The sequence below is a fragment of the Marinobacter sp. V34 genome, from assembly GCF_055524115.1.
The window spans coordinates 22,745-41,671 of the sequence record NZ_JBUPZY010000012.1; the positions used below are offsets into that span (position 1 = coordinate 22,745).

Annotated in this window: 18 protein-coding genes; 11 read left to right on the top strand and 7 right to left on the bottom strand. The window is 58.3% G+C overall.

From position 1 onward, the window contains the following. The first annotated feature begins 15 nt into the window (after positions 1–15). From AC0B60_RS17555 to AC0B60_RS17575, 5 genes are all read left to right on the top strand, one after another. Complete coding sequence (locus tag AC0B60_RS17555) at positions 16–789, top strand: DODA-type extradiol aromatic ring-opening family dioxygenase (RefSeq protein ID WP_465087200.1); 774 nt, start codon at positions 16–18, stop codon at positions 787–789. Positions 790–905: 116 nt separating this feature from the next. Beyond that, entirely contained in the window at positions 906–1,310 is a 405-nt protein-coding gene (locus tag AC0B60_RS17560) for a DUF2946 domain-containing protein (protein ID WP_465087201.1), read from the top strand. Positions 1,311–1,349: 39 nt separating this feature from the next. Next, entirely contained in the window at positions 1,350–2,747 is a 1,398-nt protein-coding gene (locus AC0B60_RS17565) for a PepSY-associated TM helix domain-containing protein (RefSeq protein WP_465087202.1), read from the top strand. A gap of 56 nt (positions 2,748–2,803) precedes the next feature. Next, positions 2,804–3,442 (top strand): TetR/AcrR family transcriptional regulator, encoded by a 639-nt coding sequence (locus tag AC0B60_RS17570; RefSeq protein WP_465087203.1) that lies wholly within the window; start codon positions 2,804–2,806, stop codon positions 3,440–3,442. Then, positions 3,439–5,064 carry a phytoene desaturase family protein gene (locus AC0B60_RS17575; RefSeq protein ID WP_465087204.1) on the top strand — a complete coding sequence of 542 codons (1,626 nt, stop codon included), beginning with the start codon at positions 3,439–3,441 and terminating at the stop codon, positions 5,062–5,064. The genes AC0B60_RS17570 and AC0B60_RS17575 overlap by 4 nt, the downstream gene beginning before the upstream one ends. A 4-nt stretch (positions 5,065–5,068) precedes the next feature. On the opposite strand, the gene AC0B60_RS17580 is transcribed toward AC0B60_RS17575, so the two are convergent. Next, positions 5,069–6,025, bottom strand: a complete 957-nt coding sequence (locus AC0B60_RS17580) for a helix-turn-helix transcriptional regulator (RefSeq protein WP_465087205.1) — start codon at positions 6,023–6,025, stop codon at positions 5,069–5,071. Between the two features lie 149 nt (positions 6,026–6,174). Between AC0B60_RS17580 and AC0B60_RS17585 the strand changes: the two genes are divergently transcribed. Then, a complete protein-coding gene (locus AC0B60_RS17585) occupies positions 6,175–6,810 on the top strand; it encodes a glutathione S-transferase family protein (RefSeq protein ID WP_465087206.1) in 636 nt (211 codons plus the stop codon). 4 nt (positions 6,811–6,814) lie between these two features. Here the strand turns inward: AC0B60_RS17585 and AC0B60_RS17590 are convergent, their stop codons facing one another. Next, positions 6,815–7,732 (bottom strand): LysR substrate-binding domain-containing protein, encoded by a 918-nt coding sequence (locus AC0B60_RS17590; protein ID WP_465087207.1) that lies wholly within the window; start codon positions 7,730–7,732, stop codon positions 6,815–6,817. Between the two features lie 122 nt (positions 7,733–7,854). On the opposite strand from AC0B60_RS17590, the gene AC0B60_RS17595 reads away from it, so the two are divergent. The 4 genes from AC0B60_RS17595 (at position 7,855) to AC0B60_RS17610 (ending at position 10,772) form a co-directional block, all read left to right on the top strand. Beyond that, positions 7,855–8,577, top strand: coding sequence for an FMN-dependent NADH-azoreductase (locus AC0B60_RS17595; protein ID WP_465087208.1), 723 nt, complete (start codon positions 7,855–7,857; stop codon positions 8,575–8,577). A gap of 19 nt (positions 8,578–8,596) precedes the next feature. Beyond that, positions 8,597–9,091 carry a gamma-glutamylcyclotransferase family protein gene (locus AC0B60_RS17600; protein ID WP_465087209.1) on the top strand — a complete coding sequence of 165 codons (495 nt, stop codon included), beginning with the start codon at positions 8,597–8,599 and terminating at the stop codon, positions 9,089–9,091. Between the two features lie 68 nt (positions 9,092–9,159). Then, positions 9,160–9,468, top strand: coding sequence for a helix-turn-helix domain-containing protein (locus tag AC0B60_RS17605; RefSeq protein WP_465087210.1), 309 nt, complete (start codon positions 9,160–9,162; stop codon positions 9,466–9,468). Beyond that, on the top strand, positions 9,465–10,772 hold the full coding sequence (locus AC0B60_RS17610; protein WP_465087211.1) for a type II toxin-antitoxin system HipA family toxin: 1,308 nt from the start codon (positions 9,465–9,467) through the stop codon (positions 10,770–10,772). Before AC0B60_RS17605 ends, AC0B60_RS17610 begins: the two co-directional genes overlap by 4 nt. Here AC0B60_RS17610 and AC0B60_RS17615 read toward each other — a convergent pair. Both AC0B60_RS17615 and AC0B60_RS17620 read right to left on the bottom strand, forming a co-directional pair. After that, positions 10,742–12,025 (bottom strand): NAD(P)/FAD-dependent oxidoreductase, encoded by a 1,284-nt coding sequence (locus AC0B60_RS17615; protein WP_465087212.1) that lies wholly within the window; start codon positions 12,023–12,025, stop codon positions 10,742–10,744. The genes AC0B60_RS17610 and AC0B60_RS17615 overlap by 31 nt on opposite strands. A gap of 93 nt (positions 12,026–12,118) precedes the next feature. Beyond that, positions 12,119–13,483, bottom strand: coding sequence for a glutamine synthetase family protein (locus tag AC0B60_RS17620; RefSeq protein WP_465087213.1), 1,365 nt, complete (start codon positions 13,481–13,483; stop codon positions 12,119–12,121). A gap of 243 nt (positions 13,484–13,726) precedes the next feature. Here AC0B60_RS17620 and AC0B60_RS17625 point away from each other — a divergent pair, with 243 nt between their 5' ends. Next, a complete protein-coding gene (locus tag AC0B60_RS17625; protein WP_465087214.1) occupies positions 13,727–15,679 on the top strand; it encodes a hypothetical protein in 1,953 nt (650 codons plus the stop codon). Here AC0B60_RS17625 and AC0B60_RS17630 read toward each other — a convergent pair. The 3 genes from AC0B60_RS17630 to AC0B60_RS17640 all read right to left on the bottom strand — a co-directional run bounded on the left by AC0B60_RS17630 (position 15,676) and on the right by AC0B60_RS17640 (position 18,888). After that, the gene (locus AC0B60_RS17630; RefSeq protein WP_465087215.1) at positions 15,676–16,671 is read right to left on the bottom strand and encodes a branched-chain amino acid ABC transporter permease; all 996 of its coding nucleotides are present in this window, start codon (positions 16,669–16,671) and stop codon (positions 15,676–15,678) included. The two genes, AC0B60_RS17625 and AC0B60_RS17630, sit on opposite strands and share 4 nt — an antisense overlap. Before the next feature lie 2 nt (positions 16,672–16,673). After that, positions 16,674–17,561, bottom strand: coding sequence for a branched-chain amino acid ABC transporter permease (locus tag AC0B60_RS17635; RefSeq protein ID WP_465087216.1), 888 nt, complete (start codon positions 17,559–17,561; stop codon positions 16,674–16,676). 112 nt (positions 17,562–17,673) lie between these two features. Then, positions 17,674–18,888 (bottom strand): ABC transporter substrate-binding protein, encoded by a 1,215-nt coding sequence (locus tag AC0B60_RS17640; protein ID WP_465087217.1) that lies wholly within the window; start codon positions 18,886–18,888, stop codon positions 17,674–17,676. Positions 18,889–18,927: the final 39 nt, after the last annotated feature.

Below are 18,927 nucleotides of genomic sequence, written 5' to 3' on the forward strand. Positions count from 1 at the left end.
AAGGAGTATCGCGCCATGACCAGCTTGTTCGTATCCCACGGCGCTCCCACCTTCGCACTGGAGCCGGGCCTGGCAGGCCCGGCCCTCTCGCAGCTTGGAACGGAACTGCCTCGACCGACTGCGGTGCTGGTGGTGTCACCTCATTGGATGACGCAAGACGTGCGAGTGGGGCTGTCAGAAGCACCGGCTACCATTCATGATTTTCGGGGCTTCGAACCCGCCATGTACGAACTGGAATACCCAGCGCATGGTCATCCGTCGCTCGCGAAAAAGGCACTGACGCTGCTGGAAAACGCCGGGTGGCAGCCAGGCGCAGACGCCCATCGCGGCCTGGACCATGGTGCCTGGGTGCCACTAACGTACCTGTACCCGGACGCCTCGGTGCCGGTGTTTCAGGTGTCTCTTCCAGCAAACCTCGACAGCCAGTCCGCCTACCAACTGGGCCAGGTGCTGTCGCCGTTACAGAAGGAGGGTGTACTGATCGTCGGTTCGGGCAGTCTGACCCATAACCTGTACGAAGTACGCTGGAGAGACAACAACGGTGCAGAATACGCAAGGGCCTTTAGCCAGTGGATTCGCGAAGCCGTTCTGGAAAACGATCATGTACGCCTGGTTAACGCTCTGGCTCTCGCGCCGCATGCCCAGCGCGCTCACCCCACCACGGAGCACTTCCTGCCTTTGCTGTTTGCATTGGGGGCTGGTGGCTCAGATGCCCAGAGTTCCGTCATTGAGGGCGGCATAGAACACGGCGTGCTGTCGATGGATTCCTTTATCTTTCGGAATGCCTGAAACCCGGTACATTTGCGGACGTATCTAATTCCATTGCCCTGAACTGACCGATAACGGTAAAGTTCCAGCAGCAAAACGGACGCGAGGATTGCGAGCCTCATGGATACGGGTGCAATGTGACGTTAAAACGGCATAATCGGTGGCCTGCATGGATAGCCCTGCTATCCATGCTACTCATCTATCTGGGGCCGTTGCTGACTAAAGCCCAGCTGCGACAGCACGCGGAACCAACGCATCATGCAGTTGAGCCCTCCCATCACGCCGACCACAAGCATCACGACCACTCACCAGAGCAGGCTCCAGGCAAGCATTCAAACCCCTTCGAGCACCTGGCCCATGGGGACTGCGGCTACTGCGTTCTGCTCACCAAACTGCCTGCCCTGTCACCGCAGGGCACACTGGGTGCGCCTTCAGACCACCCTGGTACCCGTAGCCAAGCGTCGCTCGACTTTATTTCCGCCCCACGGGGTATTCCAAGCTTTCCCAATGCGCCTGTTCGCGCCCCGCCGCTCATCGTCTGACCTCCACACTTTCCCTTTAAATCCTTAGTGAGGAAGACCATGAACGAATCACACTCCACCGGCGCGCCGCGTTGGGGATACGCTCTGCTTATGCGTTTGCATTTCTACGCAGGACTTCTTGTTGGCCCCTTTATCTTTGTGGCGGCGCTCTCAGGCGCACTATTTGCCCTGACGCCACAGATTGAAAACTGGCTTTACCAAACCGAACTGACCTCTGAGTTCACCGGCGATGCTTACCCACTGGCAGACCAGATCGGGGCTGCACGAAACCACATTGGCAACGACGCCAGTCTTGCTGCCGTCCGCCCAGCACCAGAAGCGGGCCAGACCACTCGAGTGATGTTCACCGTGGATGGCCTGCAACCCTATGAGCATCAGGCGGTGTTCGTAGACCCCATTTCCCTGGCTATACGTGGTGACCTGGTGGTTTACGGCACCAGCGGCACCCTGCCATTCCGCATCTGGATCGACTACGTACACCGGCACTTGCACTTGGGTGAGGTTGGTCGCTACTACAGCGAGTTGGCCGCCTCCTGGCTCTGGCTGGTGGCCCTGGGCGGTTTATTTCTTTGGTGGCGGCGCCGTTCCATCAGTCAAAGCAGAAAAGAGACAGACCGAAGCACACTTCGCAAATGGCATAGTCGTATTGGCGTAGTGTTGTTGATGGCCTTTCTGTTCTTCTCGGTGACGGGCCTGACCTGGTCCAAGTGGGCCGGTGCCAACATTGCCGAACTGCGTGCCCAAATGGATTGGGGCACACCGGGGCTGAATACACAAATCGCCGATTCAGCCCCCGGTCAGGCTCACAGCCATGGTGAACACGCCGATCATGAAGTGGCCATGCCAGTGGCTGCGAGTAAGGACAACGCCGCCACCTACGATGCTGTACTGGAGCGAGCCCGAGCAGCGGGCATTGATGCCGGCATGGTGGAAATCAAACCCGCAGCAGACGCCAACCGCGCCTGGGTGGTTCGCGAAATCGACCGCAGCTGGCCAACACAGGTGGACATGGTGGCTGTTGACCCCAGTTCTATGACAATAACCGACCGGGTGGATTTCAACACATTCCCCATCGCCGCCAAACTCACACGCTGGGGCATCGACGCCCACATGGGCATTCTGTTCGGCCTGCCCAACCAGCTCTTCGTGGCTGCCTGCGCATTGGGACTGTGCGTAATGATCCTGCTGGGTTACCGCATGTGGTGGCTGCGGCGCCCGACGCAAGGGGTGTCCAATCAGCGATCCGCCCAGCGGGTGTGGACGGAACTGCTCAAAGCACCGCCCCTGGCACTGCTGGCCATGGCACTGATTGCAGTCGGATTAGGATGGTTTGCACCCGTGATGGGCGTCAGTCTTGGGGTGTTTCTTGTTGTGGATGGGTTGCTGGCCTTACGGAGCTACAAGCAGAGCGAATCGGCAGCTTCCGAATACAGTTGACAATCGCCTTAACCCTATGATGTTATCACTGGTAACAATGTTACCGGTGATAACTTATGCCCATCAGCCCCACCTCTCTCAAAACCAATTACCACCACGGCGACCTGCCCCAGCAGGCCCATGAGCTGGCACTGGAAATCCTGCGGGAACACGGCGATGCCGCTATCAGCCTGAGGGCCCTGGCCAAGCAGATCGGTGTAAGTGCGCCGGCCCTGTACCGCCACTTCATTGACCGGGAGAGCCTGCTCGCGGAACTGGCCGTGACCGGATTCGAGGCCCTGCGAGCACGGCTGCTGGCCGTGGATCAAAGCAAACCCCGGCAAGCATTGATTGATATAGGCCTAGTGTACGTATCTTTTGCACAGGACGAACCCAACCTATACCGGCTGATGTTTGGCGGTCGAGTGCTGCCCAAAGGCGTTCACCCGCGCCTGGACATCGCCGGCAAGGGGGCTTTTCAGGTCCTGGAAGACACCATTGCACAAGCCCAGACGGCGGGTTACGTCAAACCCATTCCGTTGTCACTGATGACAGCCGCTGCTTGGTCCCTGGTGCACGGCCTGTCCCAACTGTCTATCGACGGACATCTGCCCAGTACGGAGGTGGAACCTCATTTGACCGAAGGCGTCGTCACACTGTTGCTCGATGGCTCAATTGCCGTAAACAAACAACACAAAAAGGACACCACATCATGAGTAGCCCCAAACCCAGTACTATCCGAGTCGGGCGCCGCTATCGCGCCAATCGCCTTGATGGTCCTTACGACGCCATTGTTATTGGTTCGGGCATTGGCGGGCTGACCACCGCCGCCTGCATGAGCAAACTGGGCAAGAAAGTGGTGGTGTTCGAGCAGCACTACACCGCCGGGGGCTTTACACACAGCTATGATCGCAACGGCTACGAATGGGATGTGGGCGTGCATTACATCGGCGATGTGGGCGCAGACCACACCCTGAGCAAGCGCCTGTTCGACCACATTACCGACGGCCAGTTGAAGTGGGCACCCATGGACAGCCACTTTGACCGCATCTTTATTGGCAACCGCCACGTAGACCTTGTCGCCGGCCCGGGCGCCTTCAAAGCTGAGTTGAAGAAGGAATTTCCCGGCGAGGAGCTGGCCATAGACACCTATCTGGGTTATCTACGGCAAGTGGCCAAGGCCATGCCGGGGCTGGTGATTGGCAAAGTACTTCCTGACCTGGCCGCCGGGCCATTGCGCAAAATCGTCGACCGCACTGCACCGGCATTCCTCAACAAGCCCACACGGGAGGTACTGGAGAGCCTGACCAACAACCAGGAACTGATCGCGGTGCTCACCGGCCAGTGGGGCGACAACGGCCTGCCGCCAGCGGAATCCAGTTTCATCATTCATGCACTGATTGCCCGCCACTACCTGTACGGCGGCTACTACCCCATCGGCGGTGCCTCGGAAATGGCGAAGACCATTATTCCAGTCATCCAGCAGAGCGGCGGGGAAGTGTTCACCTACGCCGACGTGAAAGAAATCCTGATCGAGAAAGGCAAGGCCGTGGGTGTGCGCATGGCAGACGGGGAGGACGTTCGCGCCCCGCTGGTGATCAGCAACGCCGGCGTGTTCAACACGTTCGACAAACTGCTTCCTGAAACAGCACCCCACCGGGACTATTACCAGGAAAAGCTGACAACCGTGGAACGCTCCATGGCCAGCAACTGCCTGTACATCGGTCTGGAGGATACCGCTGAAAACCTGAAACTGCCGAAAACCAACTACTGGATCTACCCGGGTACCCACTACGAGAAGCAGGTCAGCGATTTCATGGCCGCGCCGGATGAACACGACATCCCGTTGACGTACATCTCGTTCCCATCCGCCAAAGACCCAAGCTTTGCCGAGCGCTACCCCGGCCGCGCCACCATCGAGATCGTCGCCCCCGGGCCTTACGACTGGTACGAAGACTGGGCTGATGAAACCTGGGGCAAACGCGGCGATGAGTACGAAGCCAAGAAAGAAGCCTACGCCCAGCGGCTGCTGGCCAAGCTGTACGAGAAGTTCCCGCATCTGGAAGGCAAGGTGGATTACTACGAGCTGTCCACGCCGCTGTCTACCGATTACTTCTGCCGCTACAGCAAGGGCGAGATCTACGGCCTGAACCATTCGCCCAGCCGCTTTGAACAGGACTGGCTGAAACCCAAAACCCGCATTCCCGGCCTGTACCTGACTGGCCAGGATGTGATGACCTGCGGTGTAGCCGGGGCGATGATCGGCGGCTTACTGGCGACCGTGGCGGTCAGTGGCCTGAAGGGGTTGCCGTTGGCAAAGAGGATGTTTGTGGGGTAAACCTTCACTCACAACAGGCCAGCAACCGCGTGGCATGCTCCCGTAACGCATCCTTGAGCCTGTCCGGCTTGAGTATGGTAAAGCGGAACGGGAGCTGTGCCAGCCACCAGGCAAACCACTCGAAACTGTCGGTTTGGGTGGTTAGCAGTAAGCCGTCATCACGCTGCTCGAATCCCTCCGCACAGGAAGAATGAAAACCAAACACGGCTGAGGCGGACTCACGGTCCGTATGAAACACCAGCGACACCTCGTGGGTGCGCCCCCAGGACAGGAAGCTCTCACTCAGGAAATCCGCTGCATCAAAATCCGATGGCCGCTGAAAGGTGCCTGCCAGCATATGAACGTTGCTGATACGATCCAGCCGGAACGAACGCATGGCCTGGCGGAGTTGGCAAAAGCCGGTGAGGTACCAGCGGCCCTGTCGAAACACCAGCCCGTAGGGATCAACGCTACGGTCGATCCCGCCGTGATCGGGTGAGTGGTAGGTAAACCCCACCGAGCGCATCGCTTCCGTAGCAACGGTCAGGGTTTGCAGGGCGCGGTCGTCCAGGCTGGGCTCGCCCCGGGGCAGGATCACCCGGGTGGTGTCGCTGACACCGCGTACCCGCTTTTTGAGGTTGGCCGGCATCACCCGTTCCAGCTTCGCCTGCACGCTGGCAATGGCCGGCGCCGCATCCGCCAGCCCAAGCTGTCGGGCAGCCAGCAGCCCAAGGGAGACTGCCAGGGTTTCCTCGTCGGTGAACATCATCGGTGGCAACTTGAAGCCTGCCACCAGCCGGTAGCCGCCGTAGCGCCCCTGCTCAGTCATCACCGGAATGCCCAGATCCTCGAGCACCGTGATATAGCGACGGATGGTTCGCCGATCCACACCCAGCCGCTCCGCCAGTTCGGCACCGCCAATCTGGCCATGGGTCTGCAACAGTTCCAGAACAGTCAACACGCGCGTCGTGGGACCAGACATTGTCGCCTTCCTCCTGGCAGCTTTTCCGGTTTTTACATTAAAAATACATCTTCCCATTTATCTAGGACAGATATTCACCTATTTCCACATTAATCTATTCTCGCAGTAACCCATACCCTTGAAAAAACAGGCTTGAAAAGGAGATCAGCATGTCGGAACTCACCTTTTACACCCACCCCATGTCACGAGGCCGTGTTGTACGCTGGATGCTGGAAGAAGTCGGTATTCCCTACACAGTAGAGACGATGGATTTCGGCCCGGACATGAAAACCCCGGAATACCTGGCCATCAATCCCATGGGCAAGGTGCCCGCCATCAAACATGGCGACACCATTGTGACCGAGGTCGCGGCCATCTGCGCTTACCTGGCAGACCAGTTCCCGGACAAGAAGCTTGCCCCGCCTTTCGACTCTCCGGAGCGCGGCGCCTACTATCGTTGGCTGTTTTTCATGGCCGGCCCCTTTGAAATGGCCACCAGTGCCCTCGCCTATGGCTGGAAGATCGATAGCAGCAATGCCCAGTCTGTCGGTTGCGGCCGAGTGGAAGACAGTATCAACACGCTAGAGAAAGTGTTGGGCAAGAGCCCCTACATTTGCGGTGACACGTTTACCGCAGCGGATGTGCTGGTCAGCAGTTATCTGTGGTGGGAAACCATGCAGAAGAACATTCCGCCAAACACGGTGTTCCAGGAGTACATCCAACGCACGGAAAGCCGGCCAGCGGCCAAGCGCGCCAATGAACTGGATGATGCGTTGGCTGAAACGCTGAAAGCGGTCGAGGCCTGAGGTTTCAGCCAGCGGTAGCCGGCGATACTGGGCACAATCCGCCAGGTACGTTCAGTACCCAATCGCGAATGGCCAGTATCGTCGGGTCCTGCCGGCGGCTTTCCGGGTACACCAGATAGAAAGGCTTGCCTTCCAACTCCGGGCCGAAGGGCTGCACCAGCCGACCTTCGGCCAACTCATCCTCGATCAACGGCCGGCTCATCAGTGCCACACCCTGGCCACCCACGGCAGCGGAGATGGCATGGGTCTCGTCCGAAAACACCAATCCGGCACTGACATCCAGCCCCGATATTCCCGCCCGCTTTTGCCAACCGGCCCAGTCCACCGGGCTCACCGATACTCGCTGCGGCCGGAAGTGAATCAGCGAATGATCCGGCAAATCCTCCACCCGCGTCAGCCCAAGATGAGGACTGCAGGCCGGAATAAAGGTGTTGTCGAACAGCTTCTCGGCAACCAGGCCCGGCCAGTGGCCATCCCCATAGCGAATGGCAAGGTCTGCCGTCACCCCATCCAGGGCCACGGCTTCGTGTGAGGCGTGGATACGCAGATCAATGTCCGGATGGCTGTCCCGCAAAATGCACACCCAGGACAACAGCCAACGCACCGCGACCGCTGGCGTAGTCGACAAGGTCACCGCCTGGCGCGACGGCACGGTTTTCAACCGTTCAATGGCGTTACCAATGTTATCGAAGGCGGTTCCCAACACTTCCTGAAAATCCCGCCCCTTAGGCGTTAGCACCAATTGCCGGGGCTTACGAACGAACAGCTCCACCCCAAGCGCTTCCTCAAGCCCGCGAATCTGGTGGCTGATGGCCGTGGCGGTCACTGACAGTTCCTGGGCAGCCTGTTTGGCGCTTTCATGGCGGGCGGCAGCCTCAAAGGCACGCAGTGCAGACAGCGATGGTAGGCGGCGGGGATTCATGAATGAATTCACCTCATCTATAAATGCAGAAAATCATCGTTTGTGGGTCTTAAATTATGGATTTAGGCTTAATTAACTGTCAACAACAGATGAATTGATTTCACACCTTATTGGAGCCCGACATGACTCACATCCTGCAACTCGACACCTCTGCCCGCCCCGGCCGCGCCGGTATCCAGGAACACGGTTCCCACAGCCGCAGCCTGACACAGAGGTTTGTTTCCCGGTGGCAGGCCCGACGCCCCGGCGATACGGTGACCTATCGCGATATCGGCGGCACACCGCCATCTTTCATTGATCAACAGTGGATACAGGCAGCCTTCACTCCACCCGAAAAGCACGAGCCCTGGATGGACGACACACTGGCAGAGAGTGACCAACTGATCGATGAACTGGTCGCCGCGGACATCCTCATCATCGGTGCGCCCCTCTACAATTTCGGTATGCCGGCAGCCCTCAAGGCATGGGTGGACCTGATCGTTCGCATGGGCAGAACCGTGGAGTACGACCCATCCACTCCCGAAGCCCCCTTCACAGCACTGCTCGCAGACCGCCCCCGCCATGCGGTTATCCTGTCTTCCCGCGGCGGGGTTGGATTCGAGCCGGGAGGCGAACTGGCGCATATGAATCATCTTGAACCGAGCCTGACCACAGTGCTTGAGTTTATCGGCATCACCAATGTACATAGCATTGCCATTGAAAATCAGGAGGAAGGCGGCGAGGTGTTGGCGCAATCCGTTGCTGAGGCGGAACGGCGGGTGGATGAACTGGCGCTGGCGTTGCAGGGAACACTCACCAAGGCTACACCTGCAATGACGTCGTCATCACTGGTAGGCTCGGTGTAATCGCCAACAAGGACATTGCATGCTCTGCTTCAGCTATGGCTCCAACATGTCGCAACGACGACTCCAGGCCCGGGTTCCATCAGCCCGATTCATAGCTGTCGCAGAGCTTACAGCCCATCGACTCCGCTTCCACAAATCCGCCAGCGACGGCTCCGCCAAATGCGACGCGGAAGAGACCGGCAACCCGGGGGACCGGGTGACCGGCGTGGTTTACGAAATTGATGATTCAGAGAAACCAGACCTGGACCGGCATGAGGCATTGGGGTTTGGCTACGATGAGAAGCAGGTTGAGCTGAAAACCGAACAAGGCACACTGCACGCCTGGATATACTATGCCACCCGCATCAACCACTCACTTAAACCCTTCCACTGGTACAAGGACCACGTGCTCATCGGCGCCCGGGAAAACGGCCTGCCGGCGGACTACATTGCGCAGATTGAAGCCGTGGAGTCCATTGATGACCCCAAACCAGAGCGGCACGCCCGGGAGCTGTCGATTTACAGCAACACATAAGTTGCCAAAGACAAAAAAGGAAACTAATATGTTTCTTACACCATAAAAAGCAACTTATAAGCTTCCAAATGACCTCACTACTGGACCAGATCAAACAGCGCAGGTTGAGCATCGGGCTGAAACAGCACGATATGATGATGCGTGTCGGCATGTCCCGCCAGCAATACCAGCGCCTGGAAACCAAGGGAAACCCCAGGCTCGATACGCTTGAACTGATTGCCATGGGACTGAAAAGCGAGTTGGTACTGGTCCCCCAGGAAAAGCAGGAAGCGGTTATGGCTATCCTGGAAGACAAAGCAACCAATCAACCCACTCACGATAGCTCAAAGCCACTCTCGGATGATCCCTGGCGAGGCTTGCTGGAGGACAACGAATGAACGATTCAGCAAGCGAGGACGTCAATATCCTTCAATTGACGCTTCACGGACGAGTGGTGGGCCATCTGGCCGGTTTCAGAAACGGTCGCAATGTTCTGAGCTTTGCTGATGAATTCCGAGGAGACAGAGAGCGGCCGACTTTCAGCCTGATCACTCACCCCCAATTTCCGAGCTCCGAAAAGCTTCTCAGAGAATCCTGGGCCCGCAACCAAAGGCTTCATCCCTCGCTATCCAACCTCTTGCCGGAAGGATCGCTCAGGGAGCTGCTTGCTCAGAGTCTGAAAGTTCATATCGATAACGAATTTCACCTGTTTTCCTATCTCGGAAGGGATCTGCCTGGCGCATTGATTGCCACACCTATGGCCCCCGAAGACGTTCCAGACAGCGTTTTATCTACCCACGGCAAAGCAAAGGCTGTGGAGTTCGAGACCCCCAATATGGAAAACAGGTTCTCGCTGGCAGGTGTCCAGATGAAATTTTCCATGAAGGAAAAGGAAGGTCGCTACAACCTGACAAAGGGAGACGAACTCGGCGACTGGATTATCAAAACACCGTCGACAAAACACAGCCATGTGCCGCTGAACGAATACACGGCCATGAGCCTGGCATCCCTGGCAGGAATCGATATCCCGGACATCAAGCTGGTCGATCTGGATAAGCTTGATAACCTTCCGCCCATTAATCTACCAAAGGAGAGGCAAGCGTTCGCAATCAAGCGGTTTGATCGGGACGGACGCACGCGTACTCACATGGAGGACTTTGCCCAGATACTGGTTAAGTACCCCCATGAAAAATACAACTCGGCGAACTACGAGCAGATCGGCAGGGTGATTTACGAATTTTCCGGCGATGGTCTGGCAGACGCCCAACAGTTTGCGCGCCGGCTGTTAGTGAACATCCTGCTCGCCAATGGCGATGCCCACCTGAAGAACTGGAGCCTGATCTACCCAGATCAGGTTACGCCCCGGCTGTCCCCGGCCTACGACATCGTCACAACCCGCGTTTATATCGAGAACGAAAGTGAGTTTGCCCTCAATCTGGGAAAAAACAAACGCTGGAATACCACGACCATGAATCACTTCCAGGCCTGGGCTGAGAAATCCAGGATACCCTGGCGGGCCATCAAGCCTCACCTGGACGACACCCTGGAAAAAGCCCGGACCTTGTGGCCAAAAGCCCTTCAAGAACTACCCATGGCGGACGCCCACAAAGATATCCTGAAAGCCCACTGGCAGACGCTGGAAGACGATTTCAGGATTGAGCTCCCTAAAAATCAGGCCCCCAACCGATCCCGCAACGCGTAGTACCAGGCCCCTATTGCCGTCAACGGTATCCGAAACGCCCGCCCCCCCGGAAACGGGTAATGCGGCAGGCTGGCGAAGGCGTCGAAACGCTCGGCCTGGCCCTGGATAGCCATTGCCAGGGCTTTTCCAGCTACGTGGGTAAAGGTAACTCCGTGGCCAGAGCAGCCCTGTGAGTAGAATACGTTGTCCTGCAGCCGGCCCATCTGCGGCAGGCGTGACAGGGTGAGCAGGAAGTTGCCGGTCCAGGCGTAGTCGATCTTCACATCGGCCAGCTGGGGGAACGTTTTCAGCATGTGGGGGCGAATCAGCCGCTCGATGTTGGCCGGGTCGCGGGCGCCATATACCACCCCACCGCCGTAGATCAGACGCTTGTCGCCAGACAGGCGAAAGTAATCCAGCAGATAGTTGCAGTCTTCCACGCAGTTGTCCTGCGGCAGGAGTTGTCTGGCGACGGCATCGTCCAACGGTTCGGTGGCGATAATCTGCGAGCCGCAGGGCATGGACCTGGCGCCCAGCTCCGGTACCAGGCCGCCGAGATAGGCATTGCCCGCCAGCACCACAAACGCTGCCCGCACTTCGCCTTGATCGGTTTTCACCGTGGCAGGTTGGCCATGAACAATGTCAGTAACGGCTGACTGTTCGTGGATCACGCCACCGAGAGATTCCAGGGCAGCCGCCTCGCCCAGGGCCAGGTTCAGGGGATGGATGTGGCCACCGGTGTGATCAACCGCGCCGCCGAGATAGCACTCGGTGCCAACTCGGGCACGAATTCCTTCCCGGTCCAGCAGTTCCAGATCCCCGTACCCGAACCGCCGCCAGAGTGCCTGTTGATCCTCCAGATGGCCGAGCTGCCGTGCGTTCAGGGCCGCGAAAATGCCGCCCTCTTTCAGGTCGCAATGGATGCCGTAGTCCCGTACCCGTTGACGAATGATCTGGCTGCCCTCAAACGCCATGGACGCCAAGTGGGTCAGATGATCCGCCGTGGTCTGGCGTTCGATTGCGTCGAGGTCACGGCTGAAACTGTTGACGATCTGTCCGCCATTGCGACCGGAGGCACCCCAGCCCACGGTAACGGCTTCGAGCACCACTACCTTGAAACCGGCTTCGGTCAGGAACAATGCGGTGGATAACCCGGTGTAACCGGCACCAACCACACACACATCGGCCTCGCAAACGTCCTGAAGCGCCGGCCGTCTCGGGGACGGATTCGCCGATGCTGCGTAATTGGATGGAACCGCGGAATACTGGGTCATGGAGTTGCGCCAAATGGGTCATCAAAAAGGTTCATGGGTTGTGGATGACCGCGAACTGGCCCCCGCGCCCCACAACCAGATTGCGGGAGGCAATCAAACCGTATGCAGGTACCAGAGATATTCCAGATCCGAGATGGTCATCTCGAACTCGTTCAGTTCATGCTCCTTGCACGCGACAAACACATCCAAGAATTCCCTGCCCAGATAGTCCGCCATCACCGGAGACTGGCCAAGCTCCCGCAGCGCATCCCGCAGGTTATTCACCAGACTGGCTTCATGCTGCTCGTGGGCATTGCCAACCGTTACCGGCGGCGGCTCAATGCGGTTGGAAATACCGTAATGAATACCCGCCAGCACCGCCGCCATCAGCAGGTATGGGTTAGCATCGGCACCCGCAACACGGTGCTCGATTCTCAGTGCCTCGGGGGCTCCGCCCGGAAGGCGCAGGCTGGCCGTGCGGTTATCCACGCCCCAGGTCGCCGCACTGGGCACGTAATACTCCGGGCTGAACCGACGGTAGGAGTTGATATTGGGGCAGAACAGCGCCATGGCGTCGTTCATGGTTTCCACCAGACCTCCCACGGCCCAGCGCAGCATATCGTTGGGTTGCTCGGCATCGCCGGCAAATACATTGCGCCCTTGCCGGTCCAGTAAACTGACATGCAGGTGCATGCCGCTGCCGGCCTGATTGTGGTAAGGCTTGGCCATGAAGGTGGTATCCATCTCATGGTCGTAAGCCATGTTTTTGATCAGGCGTTTGAGCAGGGTGGCGTGGTCGCAGGCCTGCACGGCATCGTCCACATAATGCAGGTTTACCTCAAACTGGCCAGGGGCGGATTCCGCCACCAGGGCGTCCGCCGGCAGCTCCTGCTCATGGGCTGCATCCAGCACATCCGCCAGGAATTCCGCGTATTCATCGAGGTCGTCAATGGAATAGGCCTGGGTGCCCGCCGGACGCTTGCCGGAAACGGGTGACTTGGGAGGCTGTGGGCGGCCGGCCAGGTTCTCCTGGTCGATCAGGTAGAATTCCAGCTCATAGGCCGCGACCGGGGTCAGCCCCAGTTCGTCGAACCGCTTGACGATGTTCTGAAGCACCACGCGCGGGTCCGCGAAAAACGGGGTTTCACGATCCAGTTCGACCATGGTCAACAGCAACTGGCCGGTTGGCCGCTTCTGCCATGGCTCCAGGGTAAGCGTACCGTCGATGGGTAGGCACACTCTGTCGGCCTCGCCAATATCCAGGCCCAGACCAGTCTCTTCCACGGTGGTGCCCTGAATGTTCAGGGCAAAGATGGATGCCGGCATCGCGATGCCCCGCTCAAACACCTTCGGCAAAGTTGAAGGGGCCACGCGCTTACCGCGAACAATACCGTTCATATCCGGGATCAGCAGATCAATAAACTGCAGCTCGGGGTGCGCCTGAAGGAATGCGTCAGCGCTCGCAAAACCAGAACCCATAAGGTCAGCCTTCCAAAACTCAAACAGGCCTGTGGCGAGGGGCCGGCACAGGGAGTGTCAATGCTCCTTTATCCTGCTTTCCAGGCTATTTGACAAGATACGCAAATACCGCATCAGGTTTTTGAGGCTTCGTTTCTGGGGTAAGGGCGACTACACTGGCTGGTATCACCCCTCGCAACACACCGTTACAGCGTTCGTTACCGGGTAGCGGGTATGGCGGAACATGGGAAAAGGAGTTAACCATTGGATCTTGCCCAGGCTTCATTGCAACTCGATGCCGCCCTGGCAGACTTTGCCCGCGCCCGCAGCGCGTCTCCTCAAGCCTCCAGCCTGGGGTTGCTGGAACGTGCACGTCTTCTGATGACACTGCCGGGGGGCTTCGATGTCCTGTACCGGCGAGTTCGCGCTCTGGAATCAGCCGGTGTTTTCGGCACCAGTGACTGGTCTAAACCCGCCATCCTACAACCTGCCCTCGCCAAGCATTCATTGCGAGAAGCCGGAGCTGTCACCACCGTTGTTGAGGCCATCAGCGAAATCCGCCTGCTAGCAGTGGTGCGTGGCGACTATTTTCACCCTGGCATTTCCTCCGAGCAGGCCCGGCACTTCCTCACCCAGGTGATGGCCCTGAACCTGGACCTGTTGTCTGGCACGCTCAATGAAGCGGACCGCGAACGCCCCAAACAACTCGGCCCCCTCGTTCTGGGGCTTTACCAATACCTGATATCCCACCTTGGCTACGAAAACCTGCTGGACAGCCTGGTGACTGAGGTGTGGCGGCTACTGGAACAGGGGCCCGTGCAGGTGGACAGCATCTGCGACATGATCGGCCAGATCGCCAAATGCCTGTATGACCCGGAACTGAAAACCACCGGCACCGCCGACGCCACCCGGCTGGTAAGAGCCCTGTTCGCACCCACGCCCGGCAGCCGGGAAGACCCCGGCCTGGATGTTTACCAGTTGCGCCTGGTAAAAATGGATGACGTGGATCTGTCTGCGGAAGCCACCCATTTCGCCCGCAACATGCACGATACCGGACTGGCCTCGCCTTACCACGCCGTATTTCTCCGCTTTCTGCGCACCAGTAACGAGGACGAACTCATCCCCACCGCACTGGGGCTGACAATGACCGGGCTGGATGACTACTATTGTTACAATCAGCTTGTGGATGCGTTGATTGATGAAGCCATTTATCCGGAAACCTGTCAGGCGGTCTACGGCCTGACCATGATGCTGGAGCGGGGCTCGCTGTTCACGCCACCGGTTGCCCAGGCCCTGTGGCGACAGATCAAGCTCAAGTTATCGGTGGAAACCGAACAGGCTCTGTTAGAGGCGTTCGGTGATGAGGTATCACCAAGAGTGTTCCTGCTGGCCGGCGTTCTCAATCTGCTGGGTCAGCCGCTGGGCGTGGGCCAAGGCAACAACCCCAGTTGCCAGTCTGCAATCGGGCTGTCCATGTGGGCTGCCAACGAGGCGGATTATCTGCTGCAAGTGCTGACCTGGGCCGCCCGCGACAACGAAGTGTTAAGCCGGTTCGAGGGCTGGGAAGTGTCCTCCAAGAACCTTGAGCCCGGGCTGGTCGAAGACGCACCGGTGGATGTGGACCCGGTATCGCTGATCCTGATCCCTCACCTGGACCGGATATACGGTGAGATGTGGCGCCGCTGTGAAGACCGTGACGACGACGCCCACCGCTGGATCAACCCGGAGTTCTATGGCTGGTGGGTCAGCCACGGCTTCAAGGTAGTGGCGGACATTCACACTGGGGAAGTCACGGACTACGATGATTTCACCCGGCACTTCTACGCCAGTTATCACCCCTACTACAACGGCAACATTCCGGTGATTCACCACCAACCTGCCGGGATCGCGGTTACTGACAGCGCCGCCCGCTTCGTCGGTCGCCATGCGATCACAATTCTGCGGGTCGCATTGAGCCCGAGCAATGAAATGCGGGTGTATTTCTTCAACCCCAACAACGACAGCGGTCAGGACTGGGGCCAGGGCATCACCTGCTCAACACGGGGAAACGGGGAGATTCGGGGTGAGGCATCCTTGCCCGTGGCGGAATTCACTTCCCGCCTCTATGCGTTTCACTACGACACCCTCGAACTGGGTGACCTGACAGCCATACCCGAGGCCGAAGTGGCCCGGGTCATGGAGTTGGGGTATGGCAGTTGGGCGGCGAGCGACGATTAGCTCATGTTTTTGCGCATAAAGTTCTGGATCTCCCCCACGATCCCCGAGCGGAAGGCCATCACCGTCAACACGAAGATGCCACCAAGGATCGGGTCTACCCAGTCACCCAGCGGCCCTTGGGCCAACTGATATTCCAGGTTCACCACGAAGGTGGCACCGACCACCGGGCCCAACAACGTGCCAGTACCACCCAGAAGCGTCATCAGGATGACTTCGCCGGACATGTGCCAGTGGGCGTCGTTGAGGGATGCCAACTGGAACACCACCGTTTTCACTGACCCGGCCAGGCCGGCCAGGCTTGCTGAAATCACGAAGGCGAGCAACTTGTAGCGATCCACGTTGTAGCCAAGGGACACCGCCCTTGGTTCGTTCTGCTTGATCGCCTTGAGCACCTGCCCGAAGGGCGAACCGACAATGCGCTGCACCACCAGATAGCCTCCCAGGAAAACCGCCAGCACGAAATAGTACATGGCGTAGTTGTTACTCAGGTCAATGAAGCCAAACAAATAGCCACGTGGCACGCCGTGCATACCGTCCTCACCGCCGGTGAACGGAGCCTGCACGAAGAAGAAGTAGACCAGCTGCGCCAGCGCCAGGGTGATCATTGCGAAATAGATACCCTGGCGGCGGATGGCCACAATCCCGAAGCCGAGGCCCAACACCGTCGCCGCCGCTGTGCCCACGATTATCCCCATTTCAGTCGTCAGACCGGAGAAATTCGAAAGCAGGTAACCGGTGGTGTATGAGCCCGCCGCCAGGAAAGCTGCGTGCCCGAAAGACAGCAGGCCGGTGTAGCCCAGCAGGAGGTTGAACGCCACTGCGAACAGGGCGAAGCACAGAATTTTCATCAGGAACACGGGGTACATCACCGCCGGCGCCAGCAGGAGCAGAACCAGCAACACCAGGTTCAGTATCTGCTTCTTGCGTTGCTCGGATTTCTGCTGCTGAACGATACTTTGCTGGATATCTGTCTGCGTGGTTGTATTCGCCATGACTATGCCTCCTTACCAAACAGGCCCGACGGGCGAATCAACAGGACAACCACCATCACCAGGAAGATCACGGCTGCCGAGCCTTCCGGATAGAACACCTTGGTAAACCCTTCTACAACGCCCATCATCAGGCCGGTAATCACCGCGCCGGCGATGGAACCCATACCGCCGATGACGACCACGGCGAATACCACGATGAGAATGTTGGAGCCCATTACTGGCGACACCGAATAGATGGGCGCGGCGAGCGCACCGGCGAAGGCGGCGAGCATGACACCAAAGCCATAGGTGAGGCTGATCAGCAGTGGCACATTAATGCCGAAGCCCTGCATCAGCTGGGAATCTTCCGTGCCTGCCCTCAGGTAAGAGCCAAGCCGGGTTTTCTCGATCATGAACCAGGTTGCGAAACACACCAGCAAGGCTGCTACGATTACCCAGGCACGATAATAGGGAAGGAACATGAACCCGAGGTTCATACCACCTCTGAACACCTCCGGCATGGAATAACGCAGGCCGGAAACGCCGTAAATATTGGTCAGAACACCTTGAAGGATCAGCGCAATCCCGAAGGTCAACAACAGGCTGTAGATGTGATCCTGGCCCGCGATGCGGCGCAACAGGAAGTACTCCAGCAGAATGCCGAAACAGCCCACTATCACTGGTGCGACGAAGAGCGCTACCCAGTAGTTGACTCCGAAGGCATCAAAAATCAGTACGGTGCACATGGCACCGAGCATGTACATGGCACCGTGGGCGAAGTTGATGATTTTCAGCAGGCCGAAGATAACCGCCAGCCCCAGACTCAACAGGGCGTAAAAGGCACCATTGATCACCCCGAGCATTAGCTGGCCGGACAGCACGGCCACGGGGACTCCCAAAATCTCGGTCATGTTACAAACTCCAAAAGCAGCGCAACGTACAGCGTCAAATTGCGTGTCTGCAGGTCAGTGGCCGCCCCGCCCGAACAGCAGGTGGGGCGGGACGGCCCAGTCGGTCAGAACATCAGTTTTGGGTTACGAGCTTGCACTTGCTCTCGGACAGCGGGCGATATGCCTCGTCTCCCGGGATGGTGCGCACGATGTCGTACAGGTCCCACTCGCTCTTGGACTCTTCAGGTGTTTTCACTTCCGCCAGGTACATGTCGTGAACCATGCGGCCGTCCTCACGAATGACGCCGTTCTTGGCAAACATATCGTTGATGGGCGTATCCATCATCTGCTTGCGTACCGTCTGGGAATCATCCGAGCCGGTTGCCTTGACGGCGTTCAGGTACTGGATAGCGCTGGAGTAGATACCAGCGTGCACCATGGTGGGACGAACACCGGTTTTTTCCATGAAACGGTCAGACCAGGCACGGGTTTCGTCGTTCATGTCCCAGTACCAGCCGGTGGTGAGCTGGATGCCCTGGGCAGACTGAGCACCCAGTGCGTGAACGTCGGTCAGGAACAACAGCAGCGCCGCCAGGGTCTGGCCGGACTGGGTCAGGCCGAATTCACCGGCGGTGGTGATGGCGTTGGTGGTGTCTGCACCGGCGTTTGCCAGGGCCACCACATCAGCGCCTGAGGACTGGGCCTGCAGGATAAAGGACGAGAAGTCAGAGGTCGGGAACGGATGACGCACCGCCTGCATGACTTCACCGCCATTCTCTTCCACCACCCGGGTGACGTCGCCTTCCAGCGCGTGACCGAAGGCGTAGTCAGCCGTCAGGATAAACCAGCTTTTGCCACCTTCTTTCACCACGGCACTGGCGGTACCGTTGGCCAGCGGATAGGTATCGTACACGTAGTGGATATGGTTCGGCGTGCAGTGTTCATTGGTGATGCTGGACGCGGCAGAACCTGAGACGATACCCAGCTTGTTGTTCTCTTCCAGAATGTTGCTGACGGCGATGGTGACCGAAGAGGCAACCAGGCCGGCAATCAAATCAACGTTCTCGTTCTCCACCCAGCGCCGGGCGGTACTGGAGGCGGAATCCGGGCTATTCCGATCATCCGCGCTAACCACTTCAATCTTGGCGCCATTAACCGTGCCACCGAAGTCCGCGATGGCCATTTCCAGAGCAGTCTGGCCATTCGGTCCGGCCAGGTCACGGTAGGTGCCGGACATGTCGGCCAGGTAACCGATTTTAACGGTGTTGTCGGATATCTCAGCCTGGGCAGCACCCACTAACATGGCTGATGCAATCGCTGATGTCAGAAGCTTTTTGGTGATTGTCATTGTTGTTTCTCCGCTACTGTCTTTGCGTTGGTTTTCGGG